Source organism: Nocardia sp. MDA0666 (assembly GCF_003023875.1).
GTDB classification, from domain to species: Bacteria; Actinomycetota; Actinomycetes; order Mycobacteriales; family Mycobacteriaceae; genus Nocardia; species Nocardia aobensis.
Genome location: NZ_PYHT01000012.1, coordinates 13,263 through 29,641 on the forward strand (window position 1 = coordinate 13,263; position 16,379 = coordinate 29,641).

15 protein-coding genes are annotated in these 16,379 nt (G+C 66.5%); 12 read left to right on the forward strand and 3 right to left on the reverse strand.

Annotation, left to right across the window (positions count from 1 at the left end):
- The first annotated feature begins 18 nt into the window (after positions 1 to 18).
- The 3 genes from C8258_RS17965 to C8258_RS17975 all read left to right on the forward strand — a co-directional run bounded on the left by C8258_RS17965 (position 19) and on the right by C8258_RS17975 (position 3,817).
- Positions 19 to 2,220: an elongation factor G-like protein EF-G2 gene (locus C8258_RS17965; RefSeq protein ID WP_106956176.1), complete on the forward strand. Its 2,202-nt coding sequence runs from the start codon at positions 19 to 21 to the stop codon at positions 2,218 to 2,220.
- Positions 2,221 to 2,286: 66 nt separating this feature from the next.
- Positions 2,287 to 3,030 (forward strand): DUF4191 domain-containing protein, encoded by a 744-nt coding sequence (locus C8258_RS17970; RefSeq protein WP_036500017.1) that lies wholly within the window; start codon positions 2,287 to 2,289, stop codon positions 3,028 to 3,030.
- Positions 3,031 to 3,181: 151 nt separating this feature from the next.
- Positions 3,182 to 3,817 (forward strand): IclR family transcriptional regulator, encoded by a 636-nt coding sequence (locus tag C8258_RS17975; protein WP_106956177.1) that lies wholly within the window; start codon positions 3,182 to 3,184, stop codon positions 3,815 to 3,817.
- Between the two features lie 137 nt (positions 3,818 to 3,954).
- Here C8258_RS17975 and C8258_RS17980 read toward each other — a convergent pair whose 3' ends face one another.
- Positions 3,955 to 4,815, reverse strand: coding sequence for an aldo/keto reductase (locus C8258_RS17980; RefSeq protein WP_106956178.1), 861 nt, complete (start codon positions 4,813 to 4,815; stop codon positions 3,955 to 3,957).
- An 83-nt stretch (positions 4,816 to 4,898) separates the two neighbouring features.
- On the opposite strand from C8258_RS17980, the gene C8258_RS17985 reads away from it, so the two are divergent.
- Positions 4,899 to 5,495, forward strand: coding sequence for a TetR/AcrR family transcriptional regulator (locus C8258_RS17985; protein ID WP_106956179.1), 597 nt, complete (start codon positions 4,899 to 4,901; stop codon positions 5,493 to 5,495).
- Here C8258_RS17985 and C8258_RS17990 read toward each other — a convergent pair.
- Complete coding sequence (locus tag C8258_RS17990; RefSeq protein WP_036500011.1) at positions 5,479 to 5,940, reverse strand: RDD family protein; 462 nt, start codon at positions 5,938 to 5,940, stop codon at positions 5,479 to 5,481. The genes C8258_RS17985 and C8258_RS17990 overlap by 17 nt on opposite strands.
- Positions 5,941 to 6,401: 461 nt before the next feature.
- On the opposite strand from C8258_RS17990, the gene glnA reads away from it, so the two are divergent.
- Entirely contained in the window at positions 6,402 to 7,838 is a 1,437-nt protein-coding gene (glnA, locus tag C8258_RS17995; RefSeq protein ID WP_036500008.1) for a type I glutamate--ammonia ligase, read from the forward strand.
- Between the two features lie 158 nt (positions 7,839 to 7,996).
- Positions 7,997 to 9,808, forward strand: coding sequence for an AIPR family protein (locus C8258_RS18000; RefSeq protein ID WP_158271277.1), 1,812 nt, complete (start codon positions 7,997 to 7,999; stop codon positions 9,806 to 9,808).
- A 280-nt stretch (positions 9,809 to 10,088) separates the two neighbouring features.
- Here C8258_RS18000 and C8258_RS32655 read toward each other — a convergent pair whose 3' ends face one another.
- Positions 10,089 to 10,256 carry a hypothetical protein gene (locus tag C8258_RS32655; protein ID WP_157104288.1) on the reverse strand — a complete coding sequence of 56 codons (168 nt, stop codon included), beginning with the start codon at positions 10,254 to 10,256 and terminating at the stop codon, positions 10,089 to 10,091.
- Between the two features lie 196 nt (positions 10,257 to 10,452).
- Here C8258_RS32655 and C8258_RS18005 point away from each other — a divergent pair, with 196 nt between their 5' ends.
- The 6 genes from C8258_RS18005 (at position 10,453) to C8258_RS18030 (ending at position 16,339) form a co-directional block, all read left to right on the forward strand.
- Positions 10,453 to 11,364, forward strand: coding sequence for an oxygenase MpaB family protein (locus C8258_RS18005; RefSeq protein WP_106956181.1), 912 nt, complete (start codon positions 10,453 to 10,455; stop codon positions 11,362 to 11,364).
- A gap of 89 nt (positions 11,365 to 11,453) precedes the next feature.
- Positions 11,454 to 13,133 (forward strand): CocE/NonD family hydrolase, encoded by a 1,680-nt coding sequence (locus tag C8258_RS18010; protein WP_233225166.1) that lies wholly within the window; start codon positions 11,454 to 11,456, stop codon positions 13,131 to 13,133.
- Entirely contained in the window at positions 13,130 to 14,488 is a 1,359-nt protein-coding gene (locus C8258_RS18015; protein WP_106956183.1) for a M20/M25/M40 family metallo-hydrolase, read from the forward strand. The genes C8258_RS18010 and C8258_RS18015 overlap by 4 nt, the downstream gene beginning before the upstream one ends.
- Before the next feature lie 37 nt (positions 14,489 to 14,525).
- Positions 14,526 to 14,933, forward strand: coding sequence for a DUF3224 domain-containing protein (locus tag C8258_RS18020; protein ID WP_036500003.1), 408 nt, complete (start codon positions 14,526 to 14,528; stop codon positions 14,931 to 14,933).
- A 92-nt stretch (positions 14,934 to 15,025) separates the two neighbouring features.
- Positions 15,026 to 15,862: an alpha/beta hydrolase gene (locus tag C8258_RS18025; RefSeq protein ID WP_106956297.1), complete on the forward strand. Its 837-nt coding sequence runs from the start codon at positions 15,026 to 15,028 to the stop codon at positions 15,860 to 15,862.
- A 9-nt stretch (positions 15,863 to 15,871) separates the two neighbouring features.
- Entirely contained in the window at positions 15,872 to 16,339 is a 468-nt protein-coding gene (locus C8258_RS18030; protein WP_036500001.1) for a 6,7-dimethyl-8-ribityllumazine synthase, read from the forward strand.
- The last annotated feature ends 40 nt before the right edge of the window (positions 16,340 to 16,379 follow it).

The window sequence follows — 16,379 nt, forward strand, 5'->3', positions numbered from 1 at the left end:
TCCGGGAAGTGAAGAGACATGGCCGAGAAAGCGAGCACCGCCGCCCGTAACAGTTCCGCCGGGAGAGTCATCGAGGCGTCCCGGCCGGACGGTATCCGCAATGTGGTCCTGGTCGGGCACACCGGCTCCGGCAAGACTACGGTGGTGGAGGCACTGGCCATGGAGGCCGGGGCGCTCACCCGAGCCGGCCGCGTAGAGGACGGCACCTGTGTGTCGGATTACGACGATATCGAGCAGCGCCAACACCGCTCGGTCCAGTTGTCGGTGGTGCCGGTCGCCTGGAACGGCGTCAAGGTCAATCTGATCGATACGCCAGGATATGCCGATTTCGTCGGCGAACTACGGGCCGGTCTGCGAGCTGCGGATGCGGCCCTTTTCGTGGTCTCGGCCGCCGCGGGCGCCGACAGTGTGGACGGGCAGACGCTGGCGCTGTGGGAGGAGTGCGCGAGCGTCGGGATGCCGCGGGCGCTGGTGATCACCCATCTGGACGCGGCCCGCGCCGATTTCGACCTGATGGCCCAGACCTGCGCGGATCTGCTCGGCGACGGCGATTCCGACGCGATCCTGCCACTGCAACTGCCGGTGTACGGCCCGAAGGGCCCCGACGGGCACCGTCCGGTCACCGGTGTGATCGACCTGCTCACCGAGCAGGTCTTCGATTGTTCCGGCGGGGCGCACACCCGCACCGACGCCACCGCCGAACAGACCGCGCAGATCGAGACCGCGCGCAACCGGCTCATCGAGGGCATCATCGCCGAGAGCGAAGACGAAACCCTGATGGACCGCTACCTCGAGGGCGAACGGATCGACCTCACCACCTTGATCGCGGATCTGGAACGCGCGGTGGCGCACGACCGCTTCCACCCCATCCTCATCGCGGCGCCGCCCCCCGAGGGCACCCGCGAGGGTCTGGGCATGGTCGAGATCCTGGAGTTGATCACCCGCGGCTTTCCCACGCCCGCCGAACACGCGGTCGCGGCGCGCTGCCCGAGCAACGGGGCGGCGCCGCAGGCACTGTCCTGTGATCCGGATGCGCCGCTGGCCGCCGAGGTGATCCGCACCGCCTCCGATCCGTACGTGGGCCGGGTGTCGCTGGTGCGGGTGTTCTCCGGCACCCTGCACGCCGACGACACCGTGCACATCTGCGGGCACAACGACGGCAACGGGCACGATGTCGACGAACGGGTCGGCGCGGTGACGGCGCCGTTCGGTAGACAACAGTTCCCGATCGGCCAGGCCATCGCCGGCGATATCGCCTATGTCACCAAACTGGGGCACGCCGAGACCGGAGATACCGTGTCGGCCAAGGATTCTCCGCTGTTGATCGAGCCGTGGGCGCTGCCCGAACCGCTGCTGCCGGTGGCGGTGCGAGCCCACGGCAAGGCCGACGAGGACAAACTGTCGCAGGGCCTGTCCCGCCTGGTCGCCGAGGATCCGACAGTGCGCCTGGAGCAGAATCCGCGCACCCATCAGCTGGTGCTGTGGTGCCTGGGCGAGGCCCATCGCGATGTCGCGCTGGAACGGCTGCGGTCCCGGTTCGGCGTCCAGGTCGATGTCGACGAGTATCGGGTGGCATTGCGAGAAACGTTCGCGGGCAAGGCTTCCGGGCACGGGCGGCACGTGAAGCAGTCCGGCGGCCACGGCCAGTACGCGATCTGCGATATCGAGGTGGAACCGCTGCCGGAGGGCTCCGGGATCGAATTCGTCGACAAGGTGGTCGGCGGCGCGGTGCCACGCCAGTTCATCGGCTCGGTGGAAAAGGGCGTGCGCGCACAGGCCGAGCGCGGGGTCGCCGCCGGATATCCGCTGGTCGATGTGCGGGTGACCCTGCTCGACGGTAAGGCGCATTCGGTCGACTCCTCCGATGCCGCGTTCCAGACCGCGGGGGCGCTGGCCCTGCGGGAGGCGGCCGCGGCCGCCCGGATCGATCTGCTCGAACCGATCGCCGAGGTGCGGGTGACCGTCGCCGACGATTTCGTCGGCACCATCCTCGGCGATCTCGCCGGCCGGCGCGGCCGCGTGCTGGGCACCGAACCGGCCACCGCCGGGCGTACCGTCATCCGCGCCGAGGTGCCGGAACTGGAATTGAGCCGCTACGCCATCGACCTGCGCTCACTCTCGCGCGGGGCCGCCCACTTCGACCGCAGCTATGTGCGCCACGAACCGATGCCGAGCCAGATCGCCGCAGACCTGCGCAGTCGCAGCGAAGCCACCGTCTGAGGCGAGCGTCGCACCTGTTCCCGGCCCGTGCGGGGTATGTCCCGCTCGACCACTATCCTGAGAGGTATGGCAGCAGGTAAGGGCGGCACACCGTCGAAGGAAGCGAAGGCCGCGGCGAAGGCGGCGCGCAGGCAGGCGTCGAAGGAGCGGCGTCAGCAGCTCTGGCAGACGTTCCAGATGGTGCGCAAAGAGGACAAACTGCTGCTGCCGCTGATGATCGGCGCGCTGGTCGGCATCACCGTCGTGCTGTTCCTCATCGGCTTCCTTTTCGACATGCAGTGGTTCCTGCTGCCGGTCGGCATTCTGCTGGGCGCGCTGGTCGCGTTCATCATCTTCGGACGCCGGGTGCAGAAGAACGTCTACGCCAAGGCCGAGGGGCAAGCGGGTGCGGCCTGGTGGGTGCTGGACAACCTGCAGGGCAAGTGGCGCGCCACCCAGGCCGTCGCCGCCACCACCCAGCTCGACGCCGTCCACCGCGTGATCGGCCTGCCCGGTGTGATCCTGGTGGCCGAGGGTTCGCCGCAGCGAGTGAAGTCGCTGCTGGCGCAGGAGAAGAAGAAGACCGCCCGCCTGGTCGGTGACACCCCGATCTACGACATCGTGATCGGCAACGAGGAGGGGCAGGTTCCGCTGAAGGGCCTGCAGCGTCACCTCACCAAACTCCCCCGCAATATCGACGCCAAGCGGATGGACCTCATCGAGGGCCGCCTCACCGCCCTGGCCACCCGCGGCGGACCGGCCCTGCCGAAGGGCCCGCTGCCCGCCGGCGCCAAGATGCGCGGCGTGCAGCGCACCATCCGCCGCCGCTGACATACGCACGACAGCACCGCCGCATGCGGGGAGGCTGCCGCACAGCCGCATCTCCGTCACCCCGACCATCGGCGCGCCTGCCTCGGTTACGTCGAGCGGTGGGCCGCCGAGCGTCAGCTGATCGAGGTACCGCCCACGTAGGATCTCCGCCATGCCGGCTCCCGACACCTCGCAGACCCTGAGCCGCGGACTCGACGTGCTGAAGTTGCTCGCCAGCAGCCCCCATGCCCGTACCCCCGCGCAACTGGCGCAGGAGCTCGGACTGTCCCGCACGATCATCTACCGCCTGGTCGGCACGCTGGTCGAACATGGGCTGGTGCGCCGCGCCGAGGACGGCACGGTCAGCGTCTCCGCGGGCGCGCTCGTGCTGACCCAGCACGTACTCGGATCGGTGCGCGAGGCCACCCGCGAGATACTCGAGGATCTGGCCCGCGAGGTGGAGGCCACGGCCCATTTCTGCGTCGCCGACGGGGACGACGTTCTCGCGGTCGCGGTCGTCGAACCGCCGTTCACCACCTTCCATGTCGCCTATCGGGTCGGCGCCCGCACCGCGCGCGGACAGGGCGCCCTCGGTGAGGCGATCGAGGCGTCCCGGCGGGGCGAGCGCGGGATCTTCGAGAGCGAGGGAAAGCTGGTGCCCGGCGCGCACGGCGTGGTCGCCTCGCTGCCCGGACTGCCCGGTCCTCCCGCCGCCGTCGGCGTGGTGACCCTGATCGGGCAGGAGACTCCGGCGATGGCCGACGCGGTGTGCCGGGCCGCCGAGCGGTTGTACGCCGCACTGGGCTGAACGCTCCGCGTAACCTCCGAGCCGATGATCGGACATGACCACACCGTCGGACGGGCGGGCCGGAAGCGGTATCGGCCTGGCGGTATCGAGGCCTGCACCAAGGAGAAGACGGTACAGATGATGTTCTGAGCCGCCGCTCAGGCCCGGCTGTCGAGCGCGGCGAGCATTCCGGCATCCAGCTCGACCTCTCGCGCCGCCATATTCTGCTCGAGATGGTCGATACTGCGGGTCCCGGGGATCAGCAGGACACGCGGATCGCGGGCCAGCAGCCATGCCAGACCCACCTGACTCGGCGTCGCCCCGAGGCGGCCGGCGATATCGCGCACCACGTCGTCGTCGGCGACCTTGGACCGACCCGGAAATCCCGATCCGAGCGGGAAGTACGGCACGAAAGCGATTCCCCGCGAGCAACATTCGGCCAACAGCGGCTCCTCGTACCGCTCCAGCAGGTTGTAGAGATTCTGCACGCACGCGATCCCCGCGGGAGCGGCGTGCCGGAGCTGGTCGACGCTGACATTGCTCAGCCCGATCGCCCCGATCTTGCCCTCGTCCCGCAACGAGACCAGTTCGGCCAGCTGGTCGTCGAGGTCCACGATCTGATCACCGGTCGCCACGATTCCGGGCGGACCGTCGACCCGGCGCAGGTTGACCACCGCCAGTTGTTCCGCGTCCAGCGCCCGCAGGTCCGCTTCCACCGCGGCCCGAAGTTGCCCGGGCTGCTGCGCGGGCACGAGTCCGCCGGCCGTATGCGCGGCGCCGACCTTGTCGACCAGCAGCAGACCGTCCGGGTACGGATGCAGCGCCTCGCGCAGGAGGGCGTTCACCGCACCGTTGCCGTAGAAGCCGGCCGTATCGATATGGCCGACGCCGAGCTCCACCGCCCGCCGCAGCACCGCGACCCCGTCCGCGCCGGATTCCAGCTGCATCGCGCCATAGCCGATCCGGCCGACCGCACGTCCCGCCAGTTCGCCGTCGCGCGGTTGCGTCATGACCGTCATTCGGTCTCCCTTGTTATCCTGCAGATAAACGGAGGATCCTCCGCTTACTTCCAGGGTAGTACAGAAACGGAGGACCCTCCACTTTGTCCGGACAGCCGCGCGGACGCCGCGACGCCCAGCGCAATCGCCAACTACTCCTCGACGCCGCGCTCACCGCGTTCACCGGCGAAGAAGGCACCGTCAGCCTGGAATCGATCGCGAAATCCGCCGGGGTGGGCATCGGCACGCTGTATCGGCACTTCCCGTCACGGGAAGCGCTCATCGAAGCCGTCTACCGCAGCGAACTGGAACAGCTGTGTGATCAGGCCGCGAACCTGCTCGGCCACCACACCCCGGAGGTCGCACTGCGGATCTGGCTCGGCCGCTACGCCGACTTCGTGGCGACCAAGCGCGGCATGGCCGAGGCATTGCGCGAGGTGATCGCCTCCGGGGCGGTGACATCGGCACAGACGCGCGAAAGACTCAGTGCCGCAATCGGTTCCGTGCTCGCTGCGGGAGTCGCGGCCCGCACGCTGCGCGACGACGCCCGGCCCGAGGATGTGACGGCGGCGATGGCGGGCGCGACGCTGGCGGGTATCGACCGCGAGCAGATCGATCGCCTCCTCGACCTTCTGCTCGACGGTCTGCGCTCAGGCACCGCTCGGCCGGGCGCGGCGGCGACCGTTACCGAGCGCGGATGAGCGCCGTCCCGGTCGCCCGGTCGTGCATACCGCGGCGATCCCCGTCGGTGAACAACGCGGGCACCACGAAGGTCAGCAACACCTGCCGCGCCACCGAGCGCACGAAGCCGACCGGCGCCGACGCGTCGATCCGCACGGTGCGCATGCCCAGGAAGTACTGCCCGGGCGTGAACCCGAACAGCATGACCGTCACCACGCCGATCACGAACCAGATCAGATAGGTGACGGTGTTGAGCGAGCCGGCGCCGCGCACGATCAGCGCGGCGATACCCATGGCGATGAAGTAGTCGACGAACAGCGCGACGATGCGGCGCGACATGGGCGCCAGCGACCCCACACCCTCCTGCGGCAGGCCGAGCAGCTTGCCGGGATAGTCGTCGGGCTGCGGCTCGCCGGGGTGGGCCGCATTCGGGCCGGACAGCCAGGAACCGGTAATTCGCGCCATGCTCCCAGCGTAGGCGTAACGGCGGTGAGGATTACGTCACACCCGGACGGCGCATGCACCCGCGCGTAACACCGGCGATCGGACGCCGCCGTCCGCGGGCGGCATCGCTCCCTCGGCTTCGCGGGCCCGCCGTGGCGGCAGCACGATGCCCCGCCGGGGCTATGCACCAAAGCGGTTGCGGGCGGGAAACTCTCGGGGTCGCGCGCACCGATCGGCGACGATGCGCGGTCCTCGAATCGAGCGCCGGATGCCGTGGTGGCAGGATAACGGTGCTGGTCCGGCACCGCATCGTGAACGAACCGTCGAGTGGTGTTGCCCGGGGAGGCCGCCGACCCGTCCAGCAGCACGTGTAACACTGGCGAAACACAGCCTTGATTGCGGGGAAACACCGCATCCATACCGTTCAGCGCTGAAACCCAGCAATCGGCACAGGCTGGGAACCGATCCGTAAGGAGTACTAAGTGGCGTTCAGCACGGCCGACGAGGTCATCAAGTACATCAAGGAGGAGGACGTCGAGTACGTCGACGTACGCTTCTCGGACCTTCCTGGCGTTCAGCAGCACTTCTCCATCCCGGCGAAGTCGTTCACTTCCGACCTGGCCGAAGAGGGCCTGGCGTTCGACGGCTCCTCGGTGCGCGGTTTCCAGTCGATCGACGAGTCGGACATGCTGCTGCTGCCCGACTTCTCCACCGCCCGGATCGACCCGTTCCGTGCCGCGAAGACGCTGAACCTGAACTTCTTCGTGCACGACCCGTTCACCCGTGAGGCCTACTCCCGCGACCCGCGCAACATCGCGCGCAAGGCGGAGGAGTACCTGCGTTCGACCGGTATCGCCGACACCGCGTTCTTCGGCGCCGAGGCCGAGTTCTACATCTTCGACGGCGTGCGCTACGGATCGGGCATGAACGGCTCGTTCTACGAGATCGAGTCCGTCTCGGGTTCGTGGAACACCGGCAAGGAGTTCAACCCCGACGGTTCCCGCAACCTGGGTTACAAGGTTCGCAACAAGGGTGGCTACTTCCCTGTCGCGCCCTACGACCACTACGTGGACCTGCGCGACAAGATCTCGACCAACCTGCAGAACGCGGGCTTCGAGCTCGAGCGCGGCCACCACGAGGTCGGCACCGCCGGTCAGGCCGAGATCAACTACAAGTTCGGCACCCTGCTCTCGGCAGCCGACGACCTGCAGCTGTTCAAGTACATCGTGAAGAACACCGCGTGGCAGGAAGGCAAGTCGGTCACCTTCATGCCGAAGCCGCTGTTCGGCGACAACGGCTCGGGCATGCACGTGCACCAGTCGCTGTGGAAGGACGGCAAGCCGCTGTTCCACGACGAGGCCGGCTACGGTGGCCTGTCCGACCTGGCCCGCCACTACATCGGCGGCATCCTGCACCACGCGCCGTCGCTGCTGGCGTTCACCAACCCCACGGTGAACTCCTACCACCGTCTGGTGCCGGGCTACGAGGCCCCGATCAACCTGGTGTACTCGCAGCGCAACCGCTCGGCCGCGGTCCGCATCCCGGTCACCGGCAACAACCCGAAGGCCAAGCGCATCGAGTTCCGCGCGCCGGACTCCTCGGGTAACCCGTACCTGGCCTTCGCCGCCATGATGATGGCCGGCCTGGACGGCATCAAGAAGAAGATCGAGCCCAAGGCCCCGGTCGACAAGGACCTCTACGAGCTCCCGCCGGAGGAGGCCAAGAACATCCCGCAGGCCCCCACCTCGCTGGCCTCGGTCATCGACCGCCTCGAGCAGGACCACGAGTACCTCACCGAGGGCAACGTCTTCACCGACGACCTCATCGAGACCTGGATCCAGCTCAAGCGTGACAACGAGATCGCGCCGGTGAACCTGCGTCCGCACCCCTACGAGTTCGAGCTGTACTACGACGTGTAAGTCGTTACAGCACAGTCGAATTCACGAAGCCCCAGCCGAATCCGGCTGGGGCTTCGGCTTTTTCGCCTGGCTTGTCCAAGCACTCCTGGCGACCATCCTCAAACTGCATCCCCTAAGGTCGCGCAAGCCATGACGTGATGGGGTACGATTCGCCGCTGGTGGCGAATGCCGTTGCCAGACAAGACGCTAACCATCCCGGGGGTATCGTGAGTTCAACATCCAGCCCAGACTGGTTGAACGCTTTCAGGACCATGCAAGACGACCACAGCCTGACCGACGACGCCATTGGGGTGTTCGCCATCAATCTTCGGTTCGGTGTAGACGACATACAGTCGGTCGCCACCGAAGCGATTACAGGCGGCGGCGATGACAAAAAATGCGATGTACTGTATGTAGATAAAGAACTACAAGCAGCTGTTATAGCGCAATGCTACGTTTCGCAGAAACCCCGGGCCCAAGCGCCCGCAAACAAGGCATCGGACCTGAATACCGCGCTCACCTGGCTTCTGGGCACCGAACTCGAACGGTTGCCGGTATCTCTCCGGGGACGAGCAGATGAGCTGCGATCAGCGATTTCCGGTGGGGAAATTAAACAATTCTATATCTGGTATGTACATAACCTTCCGACTTCCAATAATGTAAACAATGAGTTGCGAGCCGTGGAAGGAACCGCAAAAGCCCTTCTCAGCAAATTCGAATCCAGTCGAGAAATCAATATCTTCGCCGAGGAGATAGGCGACTCTCAATTCGAAAGGCTATACGCGCAGGCGGAGCGGACAGTTATCGTAACGGACACGTTCCAGGTGACCGTCCCCGGCACTGTAGAGATTGTCCAGAGCGATTGGAAGTCACTCGTCACCACAGTGAGCGGCGCATGGCTTCACGAGCTCTACTCCACATACCGAACCGACCTGTTTTCAGCGAATCTGCGCGGCTATCTCGGCTCGCGAGAGAGCGACTCGAACATTAATAACGGAATCAAGAAGACAGCTTTAGAGCAGCCCAAGAACTTTTACGTTTTCAACAACGGAATCACAGCGCTGGTCCTCGACTATAAGATCAGCAGAAAAGCACGAGGGAGTCAATCCGTCACAATTACAGGCATCTCGATCGTCAACGGCGCCCAGACAACTGGGTCCATAGGAAGCTTGCCGACAGCTCCTCCGCCGGACCTCCAGATCCCAATTCGGTTCGTGAAGGCAGCAAGCGATGCCATCATCGCTAATGTCGTGCGGTTCAACAACTCTCAGAATCGCATTCAAGCCGCCGATTTCAGAAGTACGGATCAAATTCAGCAAAGGCTTAGAATACAGTTCGAAAGCATTCCTGACGCCGAATATGAGGGGGGACGAAGAGGAGGTGCCAGTGACGCAATCCGTCGGAGCCGGTTCACAGTACCATCGTACACGGTAGGCCAATCGCTCGCTGCGTTCCACGGGGACCCGGTGACTGCATACGATAAAAAGTCCGAAATTTGGACCGATGAAAGTAAGTATCGCCGAATATTTACCGACCGAACCAGCGCTCGCCATGTTGTCTTCTGCTACGGGCTTCTCAGCGCGATCAACGAGCGAAAATTGGATCTAACGCGAAAGCAGCGACAAGATCCGAGCTCCCTGACAGAGGAAGAGGTTAGCAGTCTTGAGTTCCTGAACAACAAGGGATCGAACTATCTTCTCGTATACGTAATATCACAATGCATCGAAGCGATTGTGGGAAAACCGATACCAAACCGATTCGATTTGGAGTTTAAAGATAATCTGAGTCCGGCGGCAGCAGGCGACCTGTGGACTCCAATTATCACTTTGGTCTTAGCCCTCTCCAATCAACTGGCCGATGCGTTCTCGAAGAACAGAATATCGAACGAAAGCGTAGCCAGAGCTGTGCCGACGTTCGTAGGGGTATTCAACTCGTTGAAGACGCTATACAAGAACACGTTCGACACCTTCGCTGAGCAAGTGAATATTTAGCACCAGATCTCTCGCGGTTTGCGGGCGCTATCTGCCGATGGGCTGCAGGCTTTGCCACCGGCCCGATCGCGGAGTGGTGGGCAGTGCCGAGTTATCATCCTGACGAATTTGAGGCGCGACCGACTGGCGGCCCAACGGCTTGCGGCCATGTAACGGGCGTCGCCCGCCGTCGCATGCAGGCAATAGCGACTCACGGGCATCAACAATGTCCGTGAGTTCAACCGCCAGGTCTTCTCACCGTTCCGCCTACGCGCAAGCTCTCGTATGCGTTCCGGGCTCGTCACAGATGCGGGTGGCTACCCAGGGAGGCGCTGTAGACGGCCGGATGAGCTTGGGCGGCAGCGAGATTGCGGCGTTCCTCGGCGGTCAGGGTATGGCGGGCCAGCGCCCGGCGGGCGTAGGTACGCAAGGTCCCCAAAAACGAGGGGTGGGCGTGAGTGTGGATCATGGCTGGATCCCTCCTCCCTGAACTTTCGATGTGGCGAGGACCCCATTCTTCCATCAGTTCACCGAGATTTCAGGTTGTGTTCACTTCCGGTTGCCCGGCGAGTCGGCGGCGAGCACCCGGTTGCCAAGATCGAAAGATGATGAGATGATTCGCATGTAATCCTCTCATTATATCGAGTGGTCAAAGGAGATCACGGATGACCGCCTCCGTCGCCCGCGCCGAGCGCACCGAACACGAACTCGGCCCCCGGAAGCCGATCGAGCCCGGAACCCGTATGTGGGACCAGGTCGGACTGATCACCTTCTCCCTCACCGCCGGGTCGGCGTTCCTGCTGCAGACCATGGAACCGACGATTTCCGCGGTCGTCGACGAGCACTCCACCTTCCGCACCGACCCGATGGGCCGCGCGATGCGCAGTCTCGCGGCGGTGATGACCTGGACCTACGGCGGTGACGAGGCCGTCGCCGAGGCCGATCGCCTGCGGCATATGCACGCCTCGCTCAACACCGTCGACGCCCAGGGCAAACGCCATTCCGCGCTCGCCTCCGGCCCGTGGGCCTGGGTGCTGCACACCGGCACCTACGCCTTCAACGAGGGTTCGAAGTACTTCGGCCGCACCCCGCTCACGTATGCGGAGAAGGAGCAGTACTACCAGGAGGTGCTGCAACTGCTGCGCATGTTCTCGGTGGCCCCCAAGGAGATTCCGCCGACCTACGCCGAGTTCGAGGTCTTCTTCGCCGACACCGTGGAGAACCACCTGGTCGCCACCGACACCGCGCGCGACTACCTGAAGACGATCCGCCACGTGGCCCCGCCCAAGTCGCTGCCCACACCGCTGGTGCCGCTGTGGAAGCTGGCCGCCTCCCCGATCGGCCGCATGCAGTACTTTTGCACGGTCGGCACCACCCCCGAACCTGCGCGCCGCAAACTCGGACTGACCTGGACCGCGCAGGACGAGCGCAACCTGCGCATCCTGGGCTGGGTGCTGGCGCGGCTGGTTCCGCTGCTGCCGGAACGGATCCGCTACTTCCCCATCGCCTACGAGGCGCGCAAACTCGAGCGCGACCGGGCCCGGCTGCGCAAGGTGCTGGATCTGCGCCCGATGTGATCGAGGCGCCGGGGCCGGGTGACCGGGCGGTTTCCCGACCCCGGTTCTGAGGTCTGGACGGGTGGCGGTGCAGACTCGATAGTCCTATGGTGCTCGAGAATTCATCGCCACGCGCCCGGCGCGTGCTCACGCGTGTGCTGTGCGGGCTGGTCCTCCTGATCGCCGCGGCCGCGCCGGTCACCGCGACCGCCGCACCGGCCCCGGCGTATCAGTGGCGCCAGGAGTTCCTGACCACCCCCGACGGCGTGCGGTTGCACGCGGATATCCTGCGACCCGCGGGCATGGCCGACGACGTGCGCACCCCCGTCGTCATGACGGTGAGCCCCTACCGCAATCACCTGGCGTTTCTCACCGAGATCTATCCGGAGGGCGGGCCGTCGCTGCGCGATCTGTATCCGGAACTGTTTCTCGATGCCGGCTACACCTATGTGATCGTGGATCTGCGCGGATTCGGCGGGTCCAGCGGCTGCCCCGACTTCGGCGGTCCCGGCGAGCAGAGCGATGTCCGTACCGCCGTGGAATGGGCTGCGGCACAACCGTGGTCGACCGGCCGAGTGGGTCTGACCGGCACCTCCTACGAGGCGTGGACCGGCATCATGGGCCTGGCCACCAACCCGAAGGGGCTGGCCGCGGTGGCCGCGTTCGAACCCGATGTCGATCCCTACAGCTATCTGTACATGCAGGGCATCGCGTGGAAGTTCTCCGGAAAACCGGTGACCGAGGACGGAATTCGCCCCGGCGATATGGCGGGATTCGAACATCTGCTGATCTCCTCCACCCCCGCGCATCCCTCCGATTCCCCGGAGTACAAGGCCAACGCCGCGCGGTTGCCGATCGAATGCGCACAGCCGTATCTGGCCGGTATCACCGACCACGACGGCGGCACGCAGTTCTGGCGCGACCGCGATCTCACCGATCGCGTGCGCGGCAGCAGGATTCCGCTGTTCCTGGGCCAGGGCTTCCTCGACTACAACACCCGCGCCTACCGGGTCTTCGACGTCTGGAACAACCACGATCTGCCCGAGGACAAGGGCTGGTTCGGCCAATGGGGTCACCAGAACTGCCACGAGGGCTGCGGCACACCGCAATTCGACAGTGAGCTGCTCGCATTCTTCGACAAGTACGTGGCCCGGCGCGACGTCACCGTTCCGGGCCCGCGGGTGACGGTCGGCAGCTTCGACGGCCGCTGGCGCGGCGAAAAGGCGTGGCCGCCCGCCGATTCCGCACGGGTGGCGATGCCGGTCCGACCCGGCGAGTACACCGATCGCGGCCTGCTCCCCGGGCCGGATCGCGAGTACTGGTCGCTGTCGCAGCCATTGCCCGCCGATCAGCATCTGTCCGGAATCCCCACCGCCACCCTGGCATTGAGCGGCCCGCCGAACGCCACGGTCGCCGCGGAACTCTACGATGTGGCGCCCGACGGCTTCAGCACCGTGATCACCCGCGGCATCGCCCAGGTCGCCGAGACCGCGACCATCCGGCTGCTGGCCCAGGACTGGACCGTGCCGGCCGGACACCGGATCGGCGTGCGGATCACCGATGTGGTCGACTCCGTGTGGGCGCACCCCCCGGCGAATGCGCGGGTGAGCGTGCGTTCCGGCACCGTCGAGCTGCCGTTGCTCACCGGCATCCGGAATTTCGATCTGACCGGCGGCAGCAGTGAGGCGCTGGGCAAATGGCGCGCCCGCCGGGTGACCACGATCGCGCCGGAGATCCTGCGCGATTCCGGTGTGACCGTGGACTTCCCGCAACGACGAGGAGATCGATGACAGCGACCGGTACGACCACGACCACCGTCGACGACGCGACCGCGCAGCGGCTCGCGGCCGCCCTGCGCTGCGTCACCGTCTCGCGTGACGACGCCGATGCCGACGAGGTCGAATTCGACCGGCTCGCAAGCCTTCTCGACAACGAATTCCCCCTGGTGCACGAACACCTGGAACTGGAGCGATTCGGCCACAGCCGGTTGTATCGCTGGCCGGGAACCGAACCCGGGACGGCGGCCGTGCTGCTCGCCCACCAGGATGTGGTTCCGGTCGACGACGAGCAACGCTGGACCCATCCGCCGTTCGCCGGTGTGGTCGACGACGAATTCATCTGGGGCCGTGGCGCGATCGATGACAAGAGCCGGGTGCTGGCGATCCTGGAGGCGGCCGAATCGCTGGTCGCCGAGGGCCGCCGTCCGCGCCGCACCGTCTATTTCGCCTTCGGCCACGACGAGGAGATCTTCGGCCGCGCCGGCGCCACCCGGATGGCGGCCCGGCTGCGCGAGCTCGAGGTGCGCGCCGACCTGCTGCTCGACGAGGGCGGGGTGATCACCCAGGGCGTCGCCGACGGCGCCACCGCACCCGTCGCCTCCATCATGATCGGCGAAAAAGGCTGGGCCACCGTACAACTGCGCACCACCGACACCGGCGGCCACTCCTCGATGCCCGGCCGCGAAACCGCCGTGGGCCGGATCGCGCGGGCGGTCGCGCGGATCCAGGACCATCCGATGCCGCTGCGCATGACGCCGGTGATCGCCGACATGCTGGCCCGGATGCGGCCCGCCATGGCCGAACCACGCCGGTCCGCCCTGCGCCTCGCACCGATCGCGGGCCGGCTGAGCACCCGCATGATGGCGGCGCGGCCGCAGACCGAGGCCCTGGTCCGCACCACCACCGCACCGACCGTGATCCGCGGCGGGGTGAAGGCGAACGTACTGCCGCAGCGCGCCGAGGCGCTGGTGAATTTCCGTATCCTGCCCGGTGATTCGGTGTCCGATGTGCTCGATCACTGCCGCCGCGTGGTCGCCGACCCGCGCGTCGCGATCGAGGTGCTCGGCACGGCCTCCGAACCCTCGCGGATCACCGGCCCCGGACCGGCCTTCGACGTGATCGCCGACATCACCCGGGCCGTGGTGCCCGACGCGGTGGTCACCACGGGCATCGTGCCCGGCGCCACCGACTCCCGCCACTACGACGGGCTGGCCACCACCCGATGCAACTTCGCTCCGATCGTGGTCGACGCGGCGGATCTGGAGCGCATCCACGGCACCGACGAACGGCTCTCCCGGGCCAACTACGCGCGGCTGATCGAATTCAACCGCCGCGTCCTCGCGCACTACACCAGCGCCGGCGGCTGATGCCGGGAATGTCGGTGTTCGCCGCTACGCTCAGCGGGTGCGAGCTACAGCAACGTTCACCGTCAAATCCTTCGTCGCCACGGACGTCCTTCCCGATCCGGACATCCCCACCGCGACGCCGGTCGGAATCGCCCGGCTGGAAAAGCATTTCGAGGGTGAGGCGGTCGGACGCTCGGCCACGTTGTTCACCGCCGCGTTCGACCAGCTGTCGGGCCGGGGCACCTATGTGGCGATGGAGTCGTTCGAAGGTTCGCTCAACGGTTTGGCCGGCACGTTCAACTTCGCCCATTCGGCGACCACCGCGGGTGCGGACCGCAGTGCGGAATTCTTCACCATCGTGCCCAGCAGCGGCACCGGGGAGCTGAGCGAGATCACCGGGACCGGCGGACTGGCGGTCGACGCCGACGGCACCCACCGGATCTGGTTCGACTACGACCTGGGCTGACCGCCGATCACGGCGCGGCGGGCCGATGCGCGACGCTGCGGCCCGCCGTGCGCGACAATGGCGGCGCAGCGACGGCGCAGACGGAGGCAGCGATGACAACAGGCGATACCGGCGAATTCGACGCCCACGGCGGACAGGTCTTCTGGCGGGCCTGGCTGCCCGACCGGGCGCGAGCCGTCGTGGTGCTGGTGCACGGCGTCGCCGAACACTCCGGGCGCTACGACCATGTGGGAAAACGATTGGCCGACAGCGATTTCGCGGTCTACGCCTTCGACCACATCGGGCACGGCCGCTCCGGCGGCGGGCGGTCGAATATCGAATCGCTCGACGCGGCCGCCGACAATGTGAACACCATGCTCGATATCGTGAGCGCGAAGCATCCGGGCCTGCCCCGGTTCGTCCTCGCCCACAGCATGGGCAGCCTGATCACGCTGTATCTGGCGACACGAGCGCCGCTGGACGTCGCGGGGATCGCCGTATCGGCGCCGCCGGTGGTGATCGAGGCCGGTAACCCGGTGCAGCGGCTGCTCGCCCCGGCCCTGAGCCGCTGGGCACCGAATCTGGGTGTGCTGCAACTGGATTCGGCGCAGATCAGCCGCGATCCGGAGGTGGTGCGCGCCTACGATCAGGATCCGCTGGTCTACCGCGGCAAACTGCCGGCCCGCACGGCGACCGAAATTCTGCGCGGCGCGGACTTCGTGCTGGGCCACCTCGACGCGCTGCGGGTGCCGACGCTGGTGCTGCACGGCGGCGACGATGCCCTGGCCGCCCCGGTGGGCGCCGATCGGATCGAGGCCGGAGCCACCGCGACCGATCTCACGGTGCTGCGTTATCCGGGCCTCTACCACGAGATATTCAACGAACCCGAGCGTGAGAAGGTACTCGGCGACCTGGTGCGCTGGTTGGAGGAGCACACCGGCGCGCAGTAGCATCCGAGGATGAGCAATACCGACCAGGGACGCATCGCATTCATCCGGGCCAACTGGCACCAGTCCATCGTCACCCAGGCCCACGAGGGTTTCCTGGCCGAGTACGGCGATCTGGGGTATTCGGCGGATGCCGTCGAGGTGTTCGACGTGCCCGGCGCGTTCGAGATCCCGCTGCACGCGCAGCGACTGGCCCGCACCGGCCGGTACGCGGCGGTGGTGGCCGCGGCGCTGGTCGTCGACGGAGGCATCTACCGGCACGATTTCGTCGCCTCGGCCGTGGTCGACGGGCTCATGCGGGTACAGCTCGAGACCGACGTCCCGGTGTTCTCCGTGGTGCTGACCCCGCATCACTTCCACGAGCACAGCGAGCACGTGGACTACTTCACCAAGCACTTCCACACCAAGGGCGCCGAGGCCGCCCGCGCGGTCGCGACCACGCTCAGCTCCCTGCGCACCCTCCCCACCGGCGCTGTCTGAGCGAACGTGCGAGATGGGCGACCGGATGTCCGGTCGCCCA